This window comes from Microvirga lupini (assembly GCF_014191055.1).
Lineage (GTDB): Bacteria > Pseudomonadota > Alphaproteobacteria > Rhizobiales > Beijerinckiaceae > Microvirga > Microvirga lupini_A.
Genome location: NZ_JACHWB010000001.1, coordinates 590,792 through 605,609, shown reverse-complemented (window position 1 = coordinate 605,609; position 14,818 = coordinate 590,792). Strand labels below are relative to the sequence as shown.

The 14,818-nt window shown below is 65.0% G+C and carries 15 protein-coding genes and 1 tRNA gene; 8 read left to right on the top strand and 8 right to left on the bottom strand.

Annotated features, from left to right (window positions below):
* Nucleotides 1–146 precede the first annotated feature (146 nt).
* The 4 genes from FHR70_RS02850 to FHR70_RS02835 all read right to left on the bottom strand — a co-directional run bounded on the left by FHR70_RS02850 (nt 147) and on the right by FHR70_RS02835 (nt 4,085).
* Nucleotides 147–986, bottom strand: coding sequence for an ABC transporter permease (locus FHR70_RS02850; protein ID WP_183446915.1), 840 nt, complete (start codon nt 984–986; stop codon nt 147–149).
* Between the two features lie 4 nt (nt 987–990).
* The gene (locus FHR70_RS02845; protein WP_183446913.1) at nt 991–1,860 is read right to left on the bottom strand and encodes an ABC transporter permease; all 870 of its coding nucleotides are present in this window, start codon (nt 1,858–1,860) and stop codon (nt 991–993) included.
* Nucleotides 1,857–2,942 (bottom strand): ABC transporter ATP-binding protein, encoded by a 1,086-nt coding sequence (locus FHR70_RS02840; RefSeq protein WP_183446911.1) that lies wholly within the window; start codon nt 2,940–2,942, stop codon nt 1,857–1,859. The genes FHR70_RS02845 and FHR70_RS02840 overlap by 4 nt, the downstream gene beginning before the upstream one ends.
* A 69-nt stretch (nt 2,943–3,011) precedes the next feature.
* Entirely contained in the window at nt 3,012–4,085 is a 1,074-nt protein-coding gene (locus FHR70_RS02835; RefSeq protein ID WP_183446909.1) for an extracellular solute-binding protein, read from the bottom strand.
* Nucleotides 4,086–4,255: 170 nt separating this feature from the next.
* Here FHR70_RS02835 and pip point away from each other — a divergent pair, with 170 nt between their 5' ends.
* Nucleotides 4,256–5,200 carry a prolyl aminopeptidase gene (gene pip / locus FHR70_RS02830; RefSeq protein ID WP_183446907.1) on the top strand — a complete coding sequence of 315 codons (945 nt, stop codon included), beginning with the start codon at nt 4,256–4,258 and terminating at the stop codon, nt 5,198–5,200.
* A gap of 54 nt (nt 5,201–5,254) precedes the next feature.
* Here the strand turns inward: pip and FHR70_RS02825 are convergent, their stop codons facing one another.
* Nucleotides 5,255–6,040 carry a 3-hydroxybutyrate dehydrogenase gene (locus FHR70_RS02825; RefSeq protein WP_183446905.1) on the bottom strand — a complete coding sequence of 262 codons (786 nt, stop codon included), beginning with the start codon at nt 6,038–6,040 and terminating at the stop codon, nt 5,255–5,257.
* Between the two features lie 222 nt (nt 6,041–6,262).
* Between FHR70_RS02825 and pxpB the strand changes: the two genes are divergently transcribed.
* Complete coding sequence (gene pxpB / locus FHR70_RS02820; RefSeq protein ID WP_183446903.1) at nt 6,263–6,982, top strand: 5-oxoprolinase subunit PxpB; 720 nt, start codon at nt 6,263–6,265, stop codon at nt 6,980–6,982.
* Nucleotides 6,979–8,004, top strand: a complete 1,026-nt coding sequence (locus tag FHR70_RS02815) for a 5-oxoprolinase subunit C family protein (RefSeq protein WP_183446896.1) — start codon at nt 6,979–6,981, stop codon at nt 8,002–8,004. The genes pxpB and FHR70_RS02815 overlap by 4 nt, the downstream gene beginning before the upstream one ends.
* 29 nt (nt 8,005–8,033) lie before the next feature.
* On the opposite strand, the gene FHR70_RS02810 is transcribed toward FHR70_RS02815, so the two are convergent.
* The 3 genes from FHR70_RS02810 to FHR70_RS02800 form a co-directional block, all read right to left on the bottom strand.
* A complete protein-coding gene (locus FHR70_RS02810; protein WP_183446894.1) occupies nt 8,034–10,235 on the bottom strand; it encodes a malate synthase G in 2,202 nt (733 codons plus the stop codon).
* A gap of 153 nt (nt 10,236–10,388) precedes the next feature.
* A tRNA-Ala gene (locus FHR70_RS02805) sits at nt 10,389–10,464 on the bottom strand.
* Between the two features lie 81 nt (nt 10,465–10,545).
* A complete protein-coding gene (locus FHR70_RS02800) occupies nt 10,546–10,935 on the bottom strand; it encodes a TIGR02300 family protein (RefSeq protein WP_183446892.1) in 390 nt (129 codons plus the stop codon).
* 181 nt (nt 10,936–11,116) lie between these two features.
* Between FHR70_RS02800 and aroA the strand changes: the two genes are divergently transcribed.
* The 5 genes from aroA to FHR70_RS02775 all read left to right on the top strand — a co-directional run bounded on the left by aroA (nt 11,117) and on the right by FHR70_RS02775 (nt 14,776).
* Complete coding sequence (aroA, locus tag FHR70_RS02795; protein WP_183448456.1) at nt 11,117–12,466, top strand: 3-phosphoshikimate 1-carboxyvinyltransferase; 1,350 nt, start codon at nt 11,117–11,119, stop codon at nt 12,464–12,466.
* Nucleotides 12,467–12,473: 7 nt separating this feature from the next.
* On the top strand, nt 12,474–13,100 hold the full coding sequence (gene cmk, locus FHR70_RS02790; protein ID WP_183446889.1) for a (d)CMP kinase: 627 nt from the start codon (nt 12,474–12,476) through the stop codon (nt 13,098–13,100).
* 90 nt (nt 13,101–13,190) lie between these two features.
* The gene (locus tag FHR70_RS02785) at nt 13,191–13,994 is read left to right on the top strand and encodes a DUF1194 domain-containing protein (protein WP_183446887.1); all 804 of its coding nucleotides are present in this window, start codon (nt 13,191–13,193) and stop codon (nt 13,992–13,994) included.
* 12 nt (nt 13,995–14,006) lie between these two features.
* The gene (locus FHR70_RS02780) at nt 14,007–14,384 is read left to right on the top strand and encodes a methylglyoxal synthase (RefSeq protein WP_183446885.1); all 378 of its coding nucleotides are present in this window, start codon (nt 14,007–14,009) and stop codon (nt 14,382–14,384) included.
* A gap of 83 nt (nt 14,385–14,467) precedes the next feature.
* On the top strand, nt 14,468–14,776 hold the full coding sequence (locus tag FHR70_RS02775) for a hypothetical protein (protein WP_183446883.1): 309 nt from the start codon (nt 14,468–14,470) through the stop codon (nt 14,774–14,776).
* Nucleotides 14,777–14,818: the final 42 nt, after the last annotated feature.

Below are 14,818 nucleotides of genomic sequence, written 5' to 3'. Positions count from 1 at the left end.
TCACCCTAGTTCATTCTACTCTCACCTCATCCTGAGGAGCAGACGAAGTCTGCGTCTCGAAGGAGGATCCAGTGCTCTCTGGATCCTCCTTCGAGACGGTCGCTCCGCGACCTCCTCAGGATGAGGGCAGAGGAATTCGATCTGTCTTACCGCTCCGCCTTCGAAGTCAGCGCAAATACGCTCGCAATTCCGCCGACGCCGAGCATGAGCAGCAGGCTGACCGCGTTGATGGCGGGCGACGCGCCCTCGCGCATTTGACCGTACATGGCAATCGGCAGCGGCGCCTCGGAGCCGACGAGCATCAGGGTCGTGTTGAAGTTCTCAAACGACATCAACAGCGCCACGAGTCCGGCGCCGATGAGCGCGGGGCTTAAGAAAGGCAGCGTGACGGTGCGCAGCACCCGCGCGCGGCTGGCGCCGAGATCGAAGGCGGCCTCCTCCAGCGACCGGTCGAACTTGCGCAGGCGCGCGGCGATGATGAGCGTCGCGATGGTGAGGATGAAGGAGAGCTGCCCCAGCACCACCAACGGCAGGCCTGGGCGCAAGAAATCCAGGTCCGTCTGAAGCCAGTCCTCAAGCCCGTTCGCAACGCGCGAGAAGAAGGCCAGGATCGAGATGCCGAGCACCACGCCGGGAATGACCAGTGGCCAGAGCATCATCATGGCGACGAATGTCTTGCCGCGGAACTCGGCGCGCTCCAGCACCCAGGCATTAACGGTGCCGAGAAGCACGGCGAGCAGCGCCACAGGAATGGCGACCCGAAAACTGTTGCCGATGCTCTCGAGCCAGATGGGATCGACCAGCACGCCCGGCTTGCCGACGACGGTGCCGGAGCCGGTGAACCATTCCAGCGTGAAGCCGCGCCAGGGTGGCGACGGGAACGGGCTCGCGTTGAAGGCGAAGATCGCGACAACGAGAAGCGGCGCGAACAGGAACAGGTAGAACGCCGCGATGTAGAGCTTCCAACTGAGAGACGGACGGTTCATGGCGTCATGCCTGCTTCAGGGTGGTGCCGAGGCTTTGGCCGGTGAGGCGCAGGCCCAGCCATACGATGGCTGATGACAAGAGCAGGAGCAGCATTCCGAAGGCCGCGCCCTGGGGCCAGTTGAAGCGCGTGATGAACTGCGCGTAGATCTGCTCCGTGAACCACAACCCGTTCTTTCCCCCGAGCAGCACCGGCGTGGCGAAATTGCCCACCGTGAGCATGAACACGATGATGCAGCCTGCCACGATGCCGGGCATGGCGTGGGGAATGACGATGCGACGCAGAACCGTCCAGCGGCTGCCGCCGAGATCGTAGCCGGCCTCGACCACGGCAGGCTCCAGGCTCTCCAGCGCGTTGGCGAGCGGCACGATCATGAACAGCAGCCCGCCATAGACGAGACCGAGGATCACCGCACCGTCATTGTAGAGAAGCTCCACCGGCTGACCCGCGAGGCCGATGGAGCGCAGCATGTAGGAGATCACGCCGGTCTCGCGGAGCAGGATCATCCAGCCGAGGGTCCGTACGAGTTCCGACACCCAGAACGGCAAGAGGCAGAGCAGCAGCAGCATGGCCTTGAGGCGCCCCTGCGCCACGCGGGCGATGTAGAGCGCGATGGGAAAGGCGAGCACCAGCGTGAGCGCCGTCACCAGAATCGACATGAAGGCCGTGCGCGCGAAGGTGCGCCAGTAGAGCGGCTCGGTGAAGAACTCGAGATAATTGCCGAACCCGAAGGCATAAACCCGCGGCGCCACGCGCTCGCTGAAGGAGAGGACGAGAATCTCCACATGCGGCAGCACGATGAGCAGCCCGAGCCACAGGATGGCGGGCGCGAGCAGCAGGAAGAGCGTGAGACGCTGCGCGGGCTTCCCGGTCATGCGGCGAAAACCTTCATGGCGTCCGCCGTCCAGCCCACATGGATGGGCGCGCCGACCTGGATGCCGGCGAGCGGCCCAGCCTGCGGCAGCACGGCGCGGACCGGCTGTTCAAAGCCGGTCGTGTCGATGAGCAGGCTCGAAGCGGCGCCGTCGAACAGCACCGCCGAGACGCGACCCTCGAAGCGATTGGGCAGATTGCTTAATGGTGCGGGATCCTGGGCCAGCGCAACCGCCTCGGGGCGGACGAAGGCGAGCGCCGCCTTCGCGGCTGCGCTCCCCTGCCCCTGCACGACGGCACCGGAGGGAAGCCGCACGGCGATGGTGCCATTGGCAGCGGGTGCCGCCTCACCCTGCAGGCGGTTTGTCTCGCCGACGAAGCTCGCTACGAATGGCGTTGCGGGATTGTGATAGAGCTCGCGCGGACTTCCCACCTGCTCGAACCGGCCCTGGTTCATCACGGCGATGCGGTCGGACATGACGAGCGCTTCGGACTGGTCGTGCGTGATATAGGCGAAGGTGGTGTTGAAGGTGCCCTGGAGCTGCTTGAGCTCGATCTTCATGTGCTCGCGCAGTTTCAGATCAAGCGCGCCGAGCGGCTCGTCGAGGAGCACGAGGGTGGGTTCGAGCACGAGGCAGCGGGCAATCGCCACGCGCTGGCGCTGGCCGCCCGAGAGCGCGGTCACACGGCGCTCTCCGAAGCCTTTGAGGCCCACCCGCTCCAGCATGCGGTTCGCGCGTTCCTCGGCCTGCGCGCGGGAGACACCGCGGCAGGTCAGCCCATAGGCCACATTCTCGCCGACGCTCATCATGGGAAAGAGCGCGAGGCTCTGGAACACCATGTTGACCGGACGCTTGTTGGCCGGAACGCCGATCATCGATTTGCCACGGATGCGGATGTCGCCGGAGGTCGGATGCTCGAAGCCGGCGATCATGCGCATCAGCGTGGTCTTGCCGCAGCCCGAAGGGCCGAGGATCGAGAAGAACTCGCCGGGCGCGACGCTGAAGCTCACGTCATCGACGGCGGCATGCGAGCCGAAGCGCTTGGTGACGTTGACGATGTCGAGATCGGTGGAAGAGGCCATGACGCTGCCGATACAAAGAGTCATCCCCCAGCGTGAGCTGGGGGATGGCGAGACATTTTGATGGGGGATTTACGAACCGGCCTTCAGGCGGTCGAGAACCTTGCCCTCGATCTCTTCGAGGCCCGCCGGCACGGCCGGGTACCACCGGATGTTGTCGATGGCGGCCTTCGGGAAGCTCTCGGCGAACTGATCCTTCAGCTTGCCTTCCATGAGCTTGTCGGCGCCATTCGAGGCCGTGAAGTTGCCGGCCGCGGCCGCGACTTTCGCGGCGATTTCCGGACGCATGTTGAAGTTGATCCACTTGTAGGCGGCATCGTCATTGCGGCCCTTGGCGGGGATCGCGAAGGTGTCGACCCAGCCGAGAGCACCGGACTTCGGCGCGACGAACTTCATGTCCGGGTTCTCGGCATTGAGCTTCCATCCGCCCGTATCCCAGGCCATGGCGGCGACGATCTCGCCGGAGCGCACGGCGTTGAGGAGTTGGTCCGAGCCTTCCCAGAAGAACTTCACGTTCTTCTTGCACTCGGCGAGCTTGGCACCGACCTTGTCCATCAGGGCCGCATAGGCCTTCGCATCGCCATAGGCCGCGAAGGGATCCATGCCGTTGGCGAAGGCGAAAGCGATCAGCGCGGGGCGCTTGGCGCGGAAGCTGGTCTTACCGGCCAGCGAGGGATCGCAGAGGTCGTTGTAGTCGGCGACCTTGGACGCGGCTTTCGTGTTCACCACGAGGCCGTCCGTGCCCCAGATGTGGGGAACGCCATAGACCTTGCCGTCGACGGTTGTGTTCTTTTTGGTGGCCTCAAGCATCGAGGCGATGAACTGGTCTGACTTGAGCTTGGAGACATCGAGGGGCTTGTAGATGCCGAACTCCGCCTGCGGGCCGGCGATGCGGTCCTGGCTCGGCTGAGCGAGGTCGAAGCCGGCGCCCTGGGTGGCGCGCAGCTTGGAGATCATCTCCTCGTTGTTCGAGGTCGTCACCTCGACCTCAATGCCCGTCTCCTTCGTGAACTGCGCCACGACATCGGCCGGTGCATAGCCCGACCAGGTCAGGAGCCGCAGCTTCTCGGCGGCTTCTGCCGATCCGACGACCATGAGAGCGGCCAGAGCGGTTGCCAGCTTCAGGCTGGTGCGTTTCGTCAACATCCTCGTCCTCCAGTGTGGTTGGGCTTTGCCCTTGTTCCCCAGTTGCAAAACTATATGACAGTTGCACGACGCGTCTAGGGGTATGAAGCCGGCTTAGGAATTCAGGGCCATGCTGACAGGGGCCTTTCCCCCGGCTATGGATGGGTTCCCTCTGCAGGAGCCCTTAAGCCATGCGCACATTCTACCCCGAAATAGAGCCCTACGATCACGGCATGCTCGATGTCGGCGACGGACACCGGGTCTATTGGGAATTGTGCGGCAATCCCAACGGCAAACCCGTGGTTTTCCTCCATGGCGGCCCGGGCGGCGGCTGCACGCCGACTCAGCGCCGGCTCTTCGATCCGGAGAAATACAAGATCCTGCTGTTCGATCAGCGCGGCTGCGGACGCTCCACGCCCTATGCGAATCTCGATGCCAACACCACGTGGCATCTGGTGGCCGATATCGAGCGGCTGCGCGCCATGATCGGTGTGGACAAGTGGATGGTGTTCGGCGGCTCCTGGGGTTCGACCCTGGCACTCGCCTATGCCGAGACGCACCCGGAGCGTGTGACAGAGCTCGTGCTGCGCGGGATCTTTACGCTCCGTCGCTCCGAGCTGCTCTGGTACTACCAGGAGGGCGCCTCTTGGATCTTCCCCGACAAATGGGAAGGCTTCCTCGCGCCGATTCCGGAAGAGGAGCGCGGCGACCTCATGGCGGCCTACCGCAAGCGCCTGATCGATCCGGATCCGGCCGTCCGCGCCACGGCTGCGCGCGCCTGGAGCCTGTGGGAAGGCGAGACGATCACGCTCCTGCACAACCAAGACTACAGCGACCAGTTCGGCGACGAGCATTACGCCATCGCCTTCGCCCGGATCGAGAACCACTACTTCGTCAACGAGGGCTGGTTCGAGGAAGGCCAGCTCATCCGCAACGCCCACCGGCTGAAAGGCATTCCGGGCGTGATCATCCAGGGCCGCTACGACATCGCCACGCCACCCAAGACCGCCTGGGATCTGCACAAGGCTTGGCCCGAGGCGCAGTTCATCATGGTGCCGGATGCAGGCCACGCGGTGAGCGAGCCCGGCATCACGCATCATCTCATCGAGGCGACGGATGCGTTTGCGAGGAGGTGATGCTCCCCGTAATCCCGGACGCCGCAGGCGATCCGGGATTGCGGTCAGTATAAATTACTTCGCCGTCCAGCCGCCATCCATCGACAGGTTGGCGCCGGACATCTGGCTGGCCGCATCGGAGCACAGGAACACGGCGAGAGCGGCCACCTGATCGACGGTGACGAACTGCTTAGTGGGCTGCGCCTCGAGCAGCACGTCGTTGATCACCTGCTCCTTGGTGAGCCCGCGCGCCTTCATGGTGTCGGGAATCTGCCGCTCGACGAGGGGCGTCCACACATAGCCGGGGCTGATGCAGTTCACCGTGATGCCATGCGTCGCCACCTCCAGGGCCACCGTCTTGGTGAGGCCCGCGATGCCGTGCTTGGCCGCCACATAGGCCGACTTGAACGGCGAGGCCACGAGCGAGTGGGCCGAGGCCGTGTTGATGATGCGGCCCCACTTGCGCGCCTTCATGCCGGGCACAGCGGCGCGGATGGCATGGAAGGCCGAGGACAGATTGATGGCGATGATCTGATCCCACTTCTCGACTGGGAAATCTTCCACCGGCGAGACGAACTGGATGCCCGCATTGTTGACCAGGATATCGACGCTGCCGAAGCTGCGCTCGCCGAGCCGGACCATCTCCTCGATCTCATCGCTTTTCAGCATGTTGGCCGGCGAATAGAGGGCCTTCACGCCGAATTCGCTCTCGATTCCGGCGCGGGTCTTCTCGATCTCGGCCTCGTCTCCCAGACCGTTGAGGACGATGTTCGCGCCTTCCTTGGCGAGCGCGCGGGCAATGGCCAGGCCGATGCCGCTGGTCGAGCCGGTGACGACGGCTGTCTTCGATGTCAAGGTCATGGTCTTCTCCGCATGGGCCTGGGCTCAGGCATCAGATGAGGGCAGGCATAGCACAAGGGACGAGGTGGAAGTGAGCCTAGCAAAAAGGAGCATGGAAGGGAGACGCTCCGCTCTGCACCGCCCATGTGCCGGGCGCATGTCCATTGCCCCTTCCCTGCCGTTGTCTGGCAGGCGCCGATATGAGATGGATCGGATGCCTTTCGACAACGCAATGGGGGCGTGGTGCCAACACCTAAGATTCTTCCCTGCGGCGACAGCGCCCTGACGGTCGAGTTCGGGAGCACGATCGACCCAGCCCTCAACGCCATGGTTCTGGCTCTCGACGAAATCGTCCGCGCCCACGCTCCCGCAGGGCTGATCGAGACCGTACCCACCTATCGCTCCCTGACCATCCAGTTCGATCCGGCGGCGACCGATTACGACGCCTTGGTCAGGCTTCTCGACCAGGAGACGAAGGACCTCGCACCCCGCCACGCGGTGGGCCGGCGCTGGCGCGTGCCCGTGGTGTATGGCGGTGCGTATGGAAGCGACCTGGAGGAGGTGGCGGAGATCCATGGCCTGACGCCGAACCAGGTGATCGAGATCCATTCGTCGGCGATCTACCGCATCTACATGATCGGCTTCCTGCCGGGCTTCACCTATCTCGGCGGCCTCGACAAGAGGATCGCCACGTCCCGCAGGCTTCATCCCCGGGCCAAGATTCCGGCCGGCACGATCATGATCGGCGGCGAGCAGGCCGGCATCGCCCCCATGGACATGCCGAGCGGCTGGCACAATCTAGGCCTGACGCCCGTGCGGCCCTATGCGCCGGAGCGCGATCCGGTTTTCCTGTTTGCCGCCGGCGATGAGATCGTCTTCGAACCCGTCGATGCCTCGCGATGGGAGGCGATGGAGAAAGCCGTCCGCGCCGGCGAGCCGGTGGCCGAGGAGATCCGCCCATGATCGATCTCGTGGTGAAATCCTGCGGACCCATGACCGCCCTGCAGGATCGCGGCCGCTTCGGCTATCAGGGCTTCGGCGTCTCGCCCTCCGGCGCCATGGATCGCCGCGCCCTGGCGATGGCCAATGCGCTCGTCGGCAATCCTCCGGACACGGGAGCGATCGAGTTCGTCAATCTCGGCGGCGCTTTCACCTGTGACGGCGGCGACCTGCGCCTCGCCGTCGCCGGTGCGGGCGCAGTGGCCAGCATCGACGGCACAGCCGTCCCGCCCCTGACATCCTTCATTCTACGGGAAGGTCAGACCCTTGAGGTGGGGCACCCGCGCACAGGCACCTTCGCCTATCTGGCGGTGGCAGGCGGCCTCGCGGTCGAGCCGCAGCTAGGGAGCCTCTCGTTTCATCTGCGCTCGCGCCTCGGCGGCCTGAAAGGCGCGTCGCTCCAAGCAGGCAATCGCCTGCCCTGCCGGCCGGAGGGTCAGGCGGGCGAGCCGATGGAGCTGGCCGCCGATATCTCTGAGGAGACCGGCCCTCTCCGCGTCATGCTGGGACCGCAGGACGATTATTTCACGCCGGACAGCATTCGTTTGCTTCTGGAAAGCGAATTCACCATCAGCCCCCAGGCTGACCGGATGGGTTTTCAGCTCACCGGACCCAAGCTCGAGCACGCCAAGGGCTTCAACATCGTGTCGGACGGGATTGTCGACGGCCATATCCAGGTGCCGGGCAGCGGCCAGCCCATCGTGCTGATGCGCGACCGGCAAACAGCCGGCGGCTACCCGAAGATCGCCACGGTGATCAGCGCCGATCTCGCCCGCTTCGCGCAGATGCGGTCAGGCACGAAGGTGCGCTTCAGGGCCGTGGAGCGGGACGAGGCCGTGGCGGCGGCGCGGCAGCTGAGGGATTGGATCGCCTCCTTGCCGACGCATCTCACCCCGGTGCGCTACGCCCTGACAACGGAGCATCTCCTCAGCCGCAATCTCATCGGCGGCACGGTCGACGCGCTTTCTCCTGTATCGCACGACTGAAAAGGGCGCCGCACCGGCGCCCTTCGCTCTTACTGTGTTCTGACACCGCTCTCGTCGATCCGGTCCGGCGCGCCGGAAGCCTTGGCTTCGCGGCGGCGCTCGTGCAGCACATATTCGGTGTAGCCGTTGGGCTGTTCCGCGCCTTTGAAGACCAGATCGCAGGCAGCCCGGAAGGCGGGGCCATCGAAGTTAGGCGCCATCGTCCGGTAGAGCGGATCGCCGGCATTCTGCCGGTCGACCACCTCGGCCATGCGGCGCAGGGTCTGCATCACCTGATCCTCGCTGACGATGCCGTGGCGCAGCCAGTTGGCGAGGTGCTGGCTGGAGATGCGAAGCGTCGCCCGGTCTTCCATTAGACCGACATCGTGGATGTCCGGCACCTTGGAGCAGCCGACGCCCTGGTCGATCCAGCGCACCACATAGCCGAGGATGCCCTGGCAGTTGTTGTCGAGTTCCTGCTGCACCGCATCCGGCGCCCAGTTGGACTGCGACACCGGGATGGTCAGGATGTCGGAGAGTTTCGCGCGCGAACGCGTCTTCAGCTCCTCCTGGCGCGCCGGGACGCTGACCTGATGATAATGCAGCGCATGCAGCGTCGCGGCGGTCGGCGACGGCACCCAGGCGGTGGTGGCACCGGCCTGCGGATGGCCGATCTTCTGTGAGAGCATGTCGGCCATCTTGTCGGGCGCGGCCCACATGCCCTTGCCGATCTGCGCCTTGCCGGGCAGCCCGCAGAGCATGCCCACATCCACGTTGTTGTCCTCGTAGGCCTTGATCCATGGCGTCGACTTCATGTCGTTCTTGCGGATCATCGGGCCTGCTTCCATCGACGTGTGGATCTCGTCGCCCGTGCGGTCGAGGAAGCCCGTGTTGATGAACACGATGCGCTCGCTTGCCGCCCGGATGCAGGCCTTGAGGTTGACGGTGGTGCGCCGCTCCTCGTCCATGATGCCCATCTTGAGGGTGTTGCGGGGAAGATCCAGCATGTCCTCGACGGCGGCGAAGAGGTCGCTGGCGAAGGCCACCTCGTCGGGCCCGTGCATCTTGGGCTTCACGATATAGACCGAGCCCGCGCGGCTGTTGCGCAGGGAGCCCGCCCCTTTCAGATCGTGGATGGCGATGAGCGAGGTCACGGCCGCATCGAGGATGGTCTCCGGGATCTCCTCGCCGGTCTCGTCGAGCACCGCATCGGTGAACATGTGGTGGCCCACATTGCGCACCAGCATCAGGCTGCGCCCGTGGAGGCGGATCTCGCCGCCGTTCACGCTCGTATAGATCCGGTCCGGGTTGAGACGGCGCTCGACGGTACGCCCGCCCTTCTCGAAGCTCTCGACCAGATCGCCCTTCATCAGCCCGAGCCAGGTGCGGTAGACCTCGACCTTATCGTCGGCATCGACGGCGGCGACCGAGTCCTCCAGGTCCATGATGGTGGAGACGGCCGATTCCACCACCACATCGGCGACGCCCGCAGGGTCCTCGGCGCCGATGGCATGCGAGCGGTCGATGCGGATGTCGAGATGCAGGTTGTTGTGGCGCAGCAGCACCGATGACGGGCTTCCCGCCTCGCCCTGGTAGCCGACGAGCTGGGCCGGATCGGCAAGGCCGGTCTCGGTGCCGTCCTGAAGCTTCACGATGAGGGCGGTGCCCTGGATCGTGTAGGAAGCTGCATCCCTGTGGCTGCCACCGGCCAGGGGTGCTGCCTGGTCGAGGACCTCGCGGGCACGGGCCACGACCTTGGCGCCGCGGGCCTTGTTGTAGCCGCCGGAGCGTGTGGCGCCATCGTCCTCCGGGATCGCATCGGTGCCGTAGAGGGCGTCGTAGAGGCTGCCCCAGCGGGCGTTGGCGGCATTGAGCGCATATCGGGCATTCGACACCGGCACCACGAGCTGAGGGCCGGCGATGCGGGCGATCTCGTCGTCCACATGCTGCGTCTGAACCGAAAAATCTTCGGGCTCCGGCAGCACGTAGCCGATCTCGCGCAGGAACTGCTCGTAGCCGCCCTGGTCGAAAGCCTGGCCTTTCCGGGCACGGTGATATTCGTCGATCTGGGCCTGGAGCTTGTCGCGGACGGCGAGCAGTTCCCGGTCACGCGGGGCGAATTCCTTCACGAGACCGGCCAGCCCCTTCCAGAAGGCATCGGCCGAAACGCCGGTATAGGGCAGCGCCTCCCGCTCGATGAATTCATGAAGAACCGGGGCGACCTGGAGGCCGTTCGTCTGGATGCGCGTCATCGTTCCCGCTTTCGGTGGATTTGAAGATCCTGGCCTTAGCTTAAGGCGTTGCGACTAAAAATGAAGATGAGCGCCCTTTCCATGAGACAAAGGGCGGATGGAACGCACGTCGCGAACAAAAAAGCCGCCCGAGGGCGGCTTCTTGAAAGGATTTGGTGGAGCCAGGCGGGATCGAACCGCCGACCTCTTGCATGCCATGCAAGCGCTCTCCCAGCTGAGCTATGGCCCCATCCGAGCCGCAGTGTATGGGGCACCGCGGCGGTTTCTGTTCAAATCAGAGGCGTCTCTATAGTCGCCTCTTTTGCGAGGTTCAAGCCTCTTCGTCGTCTTCCAGATCGCTGTCGATCAGATCGGACACGTCGTCGTCGCCTTCTTCCTCGTCCTCGAGGAAGGTGTCGTCATCGGCCACGTCGTCGCCCACGTCGATGTCGTCATCGGTGGGGATGTCCTTCTCGTTCTCGTCAGCCTCGACCTCATCGAGGGAGACCATCTCCGGACCGGCCGCCTCGAGCTCGGTCTCGTCCTCATCGGCCACTGCAGCGGCACGGGCCGCCACGGGAGCGGCCACGCGGGTCGTCATGGCGGTGGCCTGAAACACGGTGCCGCATTTCGGGCAGACCGCCGGGTCCTTGTTGAGATCGTAGAATTTCGCGCCGCAGCTCATGCACTGGCGCTTCAAGCCGAGTTCCGGTTTGGCCACGGGTGATTGCCTTAAATACGTGTGGATGGTTGGGAAGGCTCCGTTAGTCGGCAGGGCATGGCTTGTCAAATAGGAAATTGCAGAGGCAAGGGCCAAGCTTGGCCCAGCTTGCGCGTGACGGCGGGAAAACCCCGTGTTAGGAGCCCGCCCTGACGAGAAGGCTCTCAAGGAACTCACCACGATGTCGCACGCGCACGGAACGCCGTCCCCGGTCGCCAGCAGGTCCGGAACGCCCCTGAAAGGGCGCATCCGCGTGCCCGGCGACAAGTCGATCTCCCATCGCTCCATGATCTTCGGCCTCCTCTCCATCGGCGAAACCCGGGTCGAGGGCCTGCTCGAGGGCGACGACGTGCTGCGCACGGCCGAGGCCTGCCGGGCGCTGGGTGCCACGATCACCCGCGAGGCGCCCGGCCGCTGGCGCATCATCGGCGTCGGCATCGGAGGCCTGACGGAACCCAAGGATATCCTCGATTTCGGCAATGCGGGCACCGGCTCGCGCCTGATGATGGGTGTTGCTGGGAGTCACCCGATCACCTCGACCTTCGACGGCGACGCTTCGCTCCGCAAGCGCCCCATGCGCCGAATCCTCGATCCGCTGGCGCAGATGGGCGTCACGGTGGTGAGCGAGGCCGAGGGCGGGCGGGTGCCCCTGACCCTGCGCGGCCCTCGCGAGACCCTTCCCATCACCTACGAGACGCCCGCCGCCTCGGCCCAGATCAAGTCGGCAATCCTGCTCGCCGGCCTCAACTCTCCGGGCAGGACCACCGTGATCGAGCGCGAGGCCACCCGCGACCATACGGAGCGGATGCTGCGCCATTTTGGGGCGAGCGTGGACGTTGCCCCTCATGGTGCAGACGGCCGCGCCATTACCCTGCAGGGCCATCCGGAGCTGCGCGGCACCGACATCGTGGTGCCGACCGACCCCTCCTCGGCCGCCTTCCCCCTGGTGGCGGCCCTGATCACCCCCGGCTCGGACGTAGTGCTCGAAGGCGTGATGATGAACCCGCTCCGCACCGGCCTTATCACCACGCTCATCGAGATGGGCGCTTCCATCGAGCGCCTGAACGAGCGCGACGAGGGCGGCGAGACGGTGGCGGATCTTCGCGTCCAGCACAGCCGCCTCACCGGCGTGACCGTCCCCCATGCCCGAGCGCCTGCCATGATCGACGAGTACCCGATTCTGGCGGTCGCGGCGTCGTTCGCTCAAGGAACAACCCGGATGCAGGGCCTGCACGAGCTGCGGGTCAAGGAATCCGACCGTCTCGCGGCTGTGGCGGCCGGCCTTGCGGAGGCCGGCGTCGCGTATGAGATCGAGGGAGACGACCTGATCGTCCATGGTTCCGGCGGCAAGGTCCGGGGCGGCGGGAATCCGGTGGCGACCCATCTCGACCACCGCATCGCCATGGCGTTCCTGGTCATGGGCCTGGCGACGTCCGAGCCGATGACGGTCGATGACGGTGCCATGATCGCGACCAGCTTCCCCAGCTTCATCCCGCTCATGCGGGAGCTCGGCGCCGCGATCCAGGATTGAGCCACCCATGATCATCGCCATCGACGGCCCGGCTGCTTCCGGCAAGGGCACCTTGGGCAAGCGCCTCGCCGAGCATTACGGCTTTGCCCATCTCGACACCGGCCTGCTCTATCGGGCCGTTGCCCGTGTACTCATGGACAGGGACGTTCCCCTCGCCGACCGGGATGCGGCCACCCAGGTGGCCCAGAACCTGGACGTCTCGCACCTGGAGGACGATTCCCGCCTCAGGGGCGCCGCCATGGGGGAGGCTGCCTCGGTGATCTCGGCCTACCAGCCGGTGCGCGATGCCCTGCTGGCCTTCCAGCGCCAGTTCGGCGAGCAGCCGCCCGGCGCGGTGCTCGACGGGCGGGACATCGGCACCGTGGTCTGCCCGTCCGCGGACGTGAAGCTCTTCATCACCGCGGCTCCCGAGGAGCGGGCGCGCCGCCGGCATCTCGAACTGCTGCGGCGCGGCGAGCAGGCCGAATACGAGACCATCCTCGACGAAATCCGCCGTCGGGACGAGCGCGACATGAACCGCAGCACCGCCCCGCTCAAAGCCGCCGCCGATGCGGTAACCCTCGACACGACGCATCTCGATGCCGACGCGGCCTTCCAGGCCGCCCTCAGGATTGTGGAGGACAAGGGTTCGTAAGACCCGCCCCTAGTCCTGGCGTGGCCTTGCCTTACTTCCAGAAGCTGGCACACTTTCCCGACCAATCCGGCTCCCGCACAGGAGATACCGATGGTTTGTTCCGGCTTCACGCGCCTTGCGGCAGCATGTGTCTGCCTGTGGGGGCTTCTCGCCCTACCGGCTCAGGCCCAGACCGAGGCCGAAGTCGATCTCGCTCTCGTGGTCGCGGTGGATATCTCCTTTTCCATGGACACGGACGAACAGGCCCTGCAACGGGAAGGGTTTGCCCAGGCCTTCCGCTCCAAGCTCGTTCATGATGCGATCCGGGGCGGAATGCTGGGCCGCATCGCCGTGACCTACATGGAATGGGCGGGCTCGCCGGATCAGAAGGTGATCATTCCCTGGACGGTGCTCGACAATTCCGAGAGCCTGATGGCCTTCGCCGACAGGATCGCCTCCACACCCTTGCGGCGGGCGCAGCGGACCTCGATCTCCAGCGCCATCGACTTCAGCGTGAAGCTCCTGGAGGAAAGCGGCCTCAACGCGACCCGGCGGGTGATCGACGTGTCGGGAGACGGCCCCAACAACCAGGGACGGCTCGTGATCGAGGCCCGCGAAGCTGCGCTCGCCAAGGGCATCACCATCAACGGCCTGCCGATCATGCTGCGCCAGCCCGGTTATCTCGACATCCCGGATCTCGACGTCTATTACAAGGATTGCGTGATCGGCGGCCAGGGTTCGTTCACCGTTCCGGTGCTGGAGCGCGACCAGTTCATCGAGGCAATCAAAACGAAGATCCTGCTGGAAGTTGCCAATCTGATGCCCGAGCAGCCCCTGATCAGCCGCATCCAGTCCCCTCCGCGCACCAACTGCATGGCCGGCGAAATGCAGTGGCGTGACCGCTGGAGCAACTGAGCTGTCTCTCCCATGAAGCAACTGACCCTGGCGCTCGTGGCTCACGACGCCAAAAAGGACGACATGGCCGCGTTCGTGGCCCTGTACGAAAACGATCTGCATCCCTTCACGCTTTTTGCCACCGGCACCACCGGCGCCCGGGTTATGGAGCGCTGCCCTTCTCTCTCGGTCACACGACTGAAGAGCGGTCCGCTCGGCGGCGATCAGCAGATCGGCGCCATGATCGCGGAAGGGAAGATCGACGCCCTGTTCTTCTTCGTCGATCCGCTCTCGCCGCACCCGCACGATGTGGACGTGAAGGCCCTGATGCGCCTTGCCCTCGTGTACGACATTCCCATGGCGCTCAACCGCGCCACGGCGGGACGGCTGATCGAGTCGTTTCGCGACTAGCGCATCGTGCGGACCAGCGGGCCGCGTCAGCGAGAAGGTGGATCAAGTTTCCCGCATTCCTCGATCAACTGGAAATGGACAAGATGGCCCGACTTTCAGCAGAAGAGCGCAAGCGGCAGGAACAGGCCCGACGGGAAGCGAACGAGAAAGAGCGCCGCGAGTATTGGGAAGTCCTGATTCAGGGAACGCGGGACGGGCACGAGAAGACACGGCTGATGTTCGATCAGCGGCAGGAGAACCTCTACCGGCGGCTCGAAGAGCTCGAACTGAACCTGAGGGACGAGATCCGTGAACATGGACGGACGACCCGGATCTGGCTCGGTCTGCTCAGTCTGTCCGTGGTGATCCTGATCGGCATCCTTCTTTGGCTCGGAGCAGAAGGCGGAGTCTAGCCTCCATATCGCACACAGCCGCAAAGAAAGCAGAATCGGGCG

Coding starts and splice junctions, on each gene's coding strand:
- aroA (WP_183448456.1), top strand. CDS start 11,117: ATGTCGCACGCGCACGGAACGCCGTCCCCGGTCGCCAGCAGGTCCGGA.
- FHR70_RS02775 (WP_183446883.1), top strand. CDS start 14,468: ATGGCCCGACTTTCAGCAGAAGAGCGCAAGCGGCAGGAACAGGCCCGA.
- FHR70_RS02835 (WP_183446909.1), bottom strand. CDS start 4,085: ATGTTGACGAAACGCACCAGCCTGAAGCTGGCAACCGCTCTGGCCGCT.
- FHR70_RS02825 (WP_183446905.1), bottom strand. CDS start 6,040: ATGACCTTGACATCGAAGACAGCCGTCGTCACCGGCTCGACCAGCGGC.
- FHR70_RS02785 (WP_183446887.1), top strand. CDS start 13,191: ATGGTTTGTTCCGGCTTCACGCGCCTTGCGGCAGCATGTGTCTGCCTG.
- pip (WP_183446907.1), top strand. CDS start 4,256: ATGCGCACATTCTACCCCGAAATAGAGCCCTACGATCACGGCATGCTC.
- cmk (WP_183446889.1), top strand. CDS start 12,474: ATGATCATCGCCATCGACGGCCCGGCTGCTTCCGGCAAGGGCACCTTG.
- FHR70_RS02810 (WP_183446894.1), bottom strand. CDS start 10,235: ATGACGCGCATCCAGACGAACGGCCTCCAGGTCGCCCCGGTTCTTCAT.
- FHR70_RS02850 (WP_183446915.1), bottom strand. CDS start 986: ATGAACCGTCCGTCTCTCAGTTGGAAGCTCTACATCGCGGCGTTCTAC.
- FHR70_RS02845 (WP_183446913.1), bottom strand. CDS start 1,860: ATGACCGGGAAGCCCGCGCAGCGTCTCACGCTCTTCCTGCTGCTCGCG.
- FHR70_RS02840 (WP_183446911.1), bottom strand. CDS start 2,942: ATGGCCTCTTCCACCGATCTCGACATCGTCAACGTCACCAAGCGCTTC.
- FHR70_RS02780 (WP_183446885.1), top strand. CDS start 14,007: ATGAAGCAACTGACCCTGGCGCTCGTGGCTCACGACGCCAAAAAGGAC.
- FHR70_RS02815 (WP_183446896.1), top strand. CDS start 6,979: ATGATCGATCTCGTGGTGAAATCCTGCGGACCCATGACCGCCCTGCAG.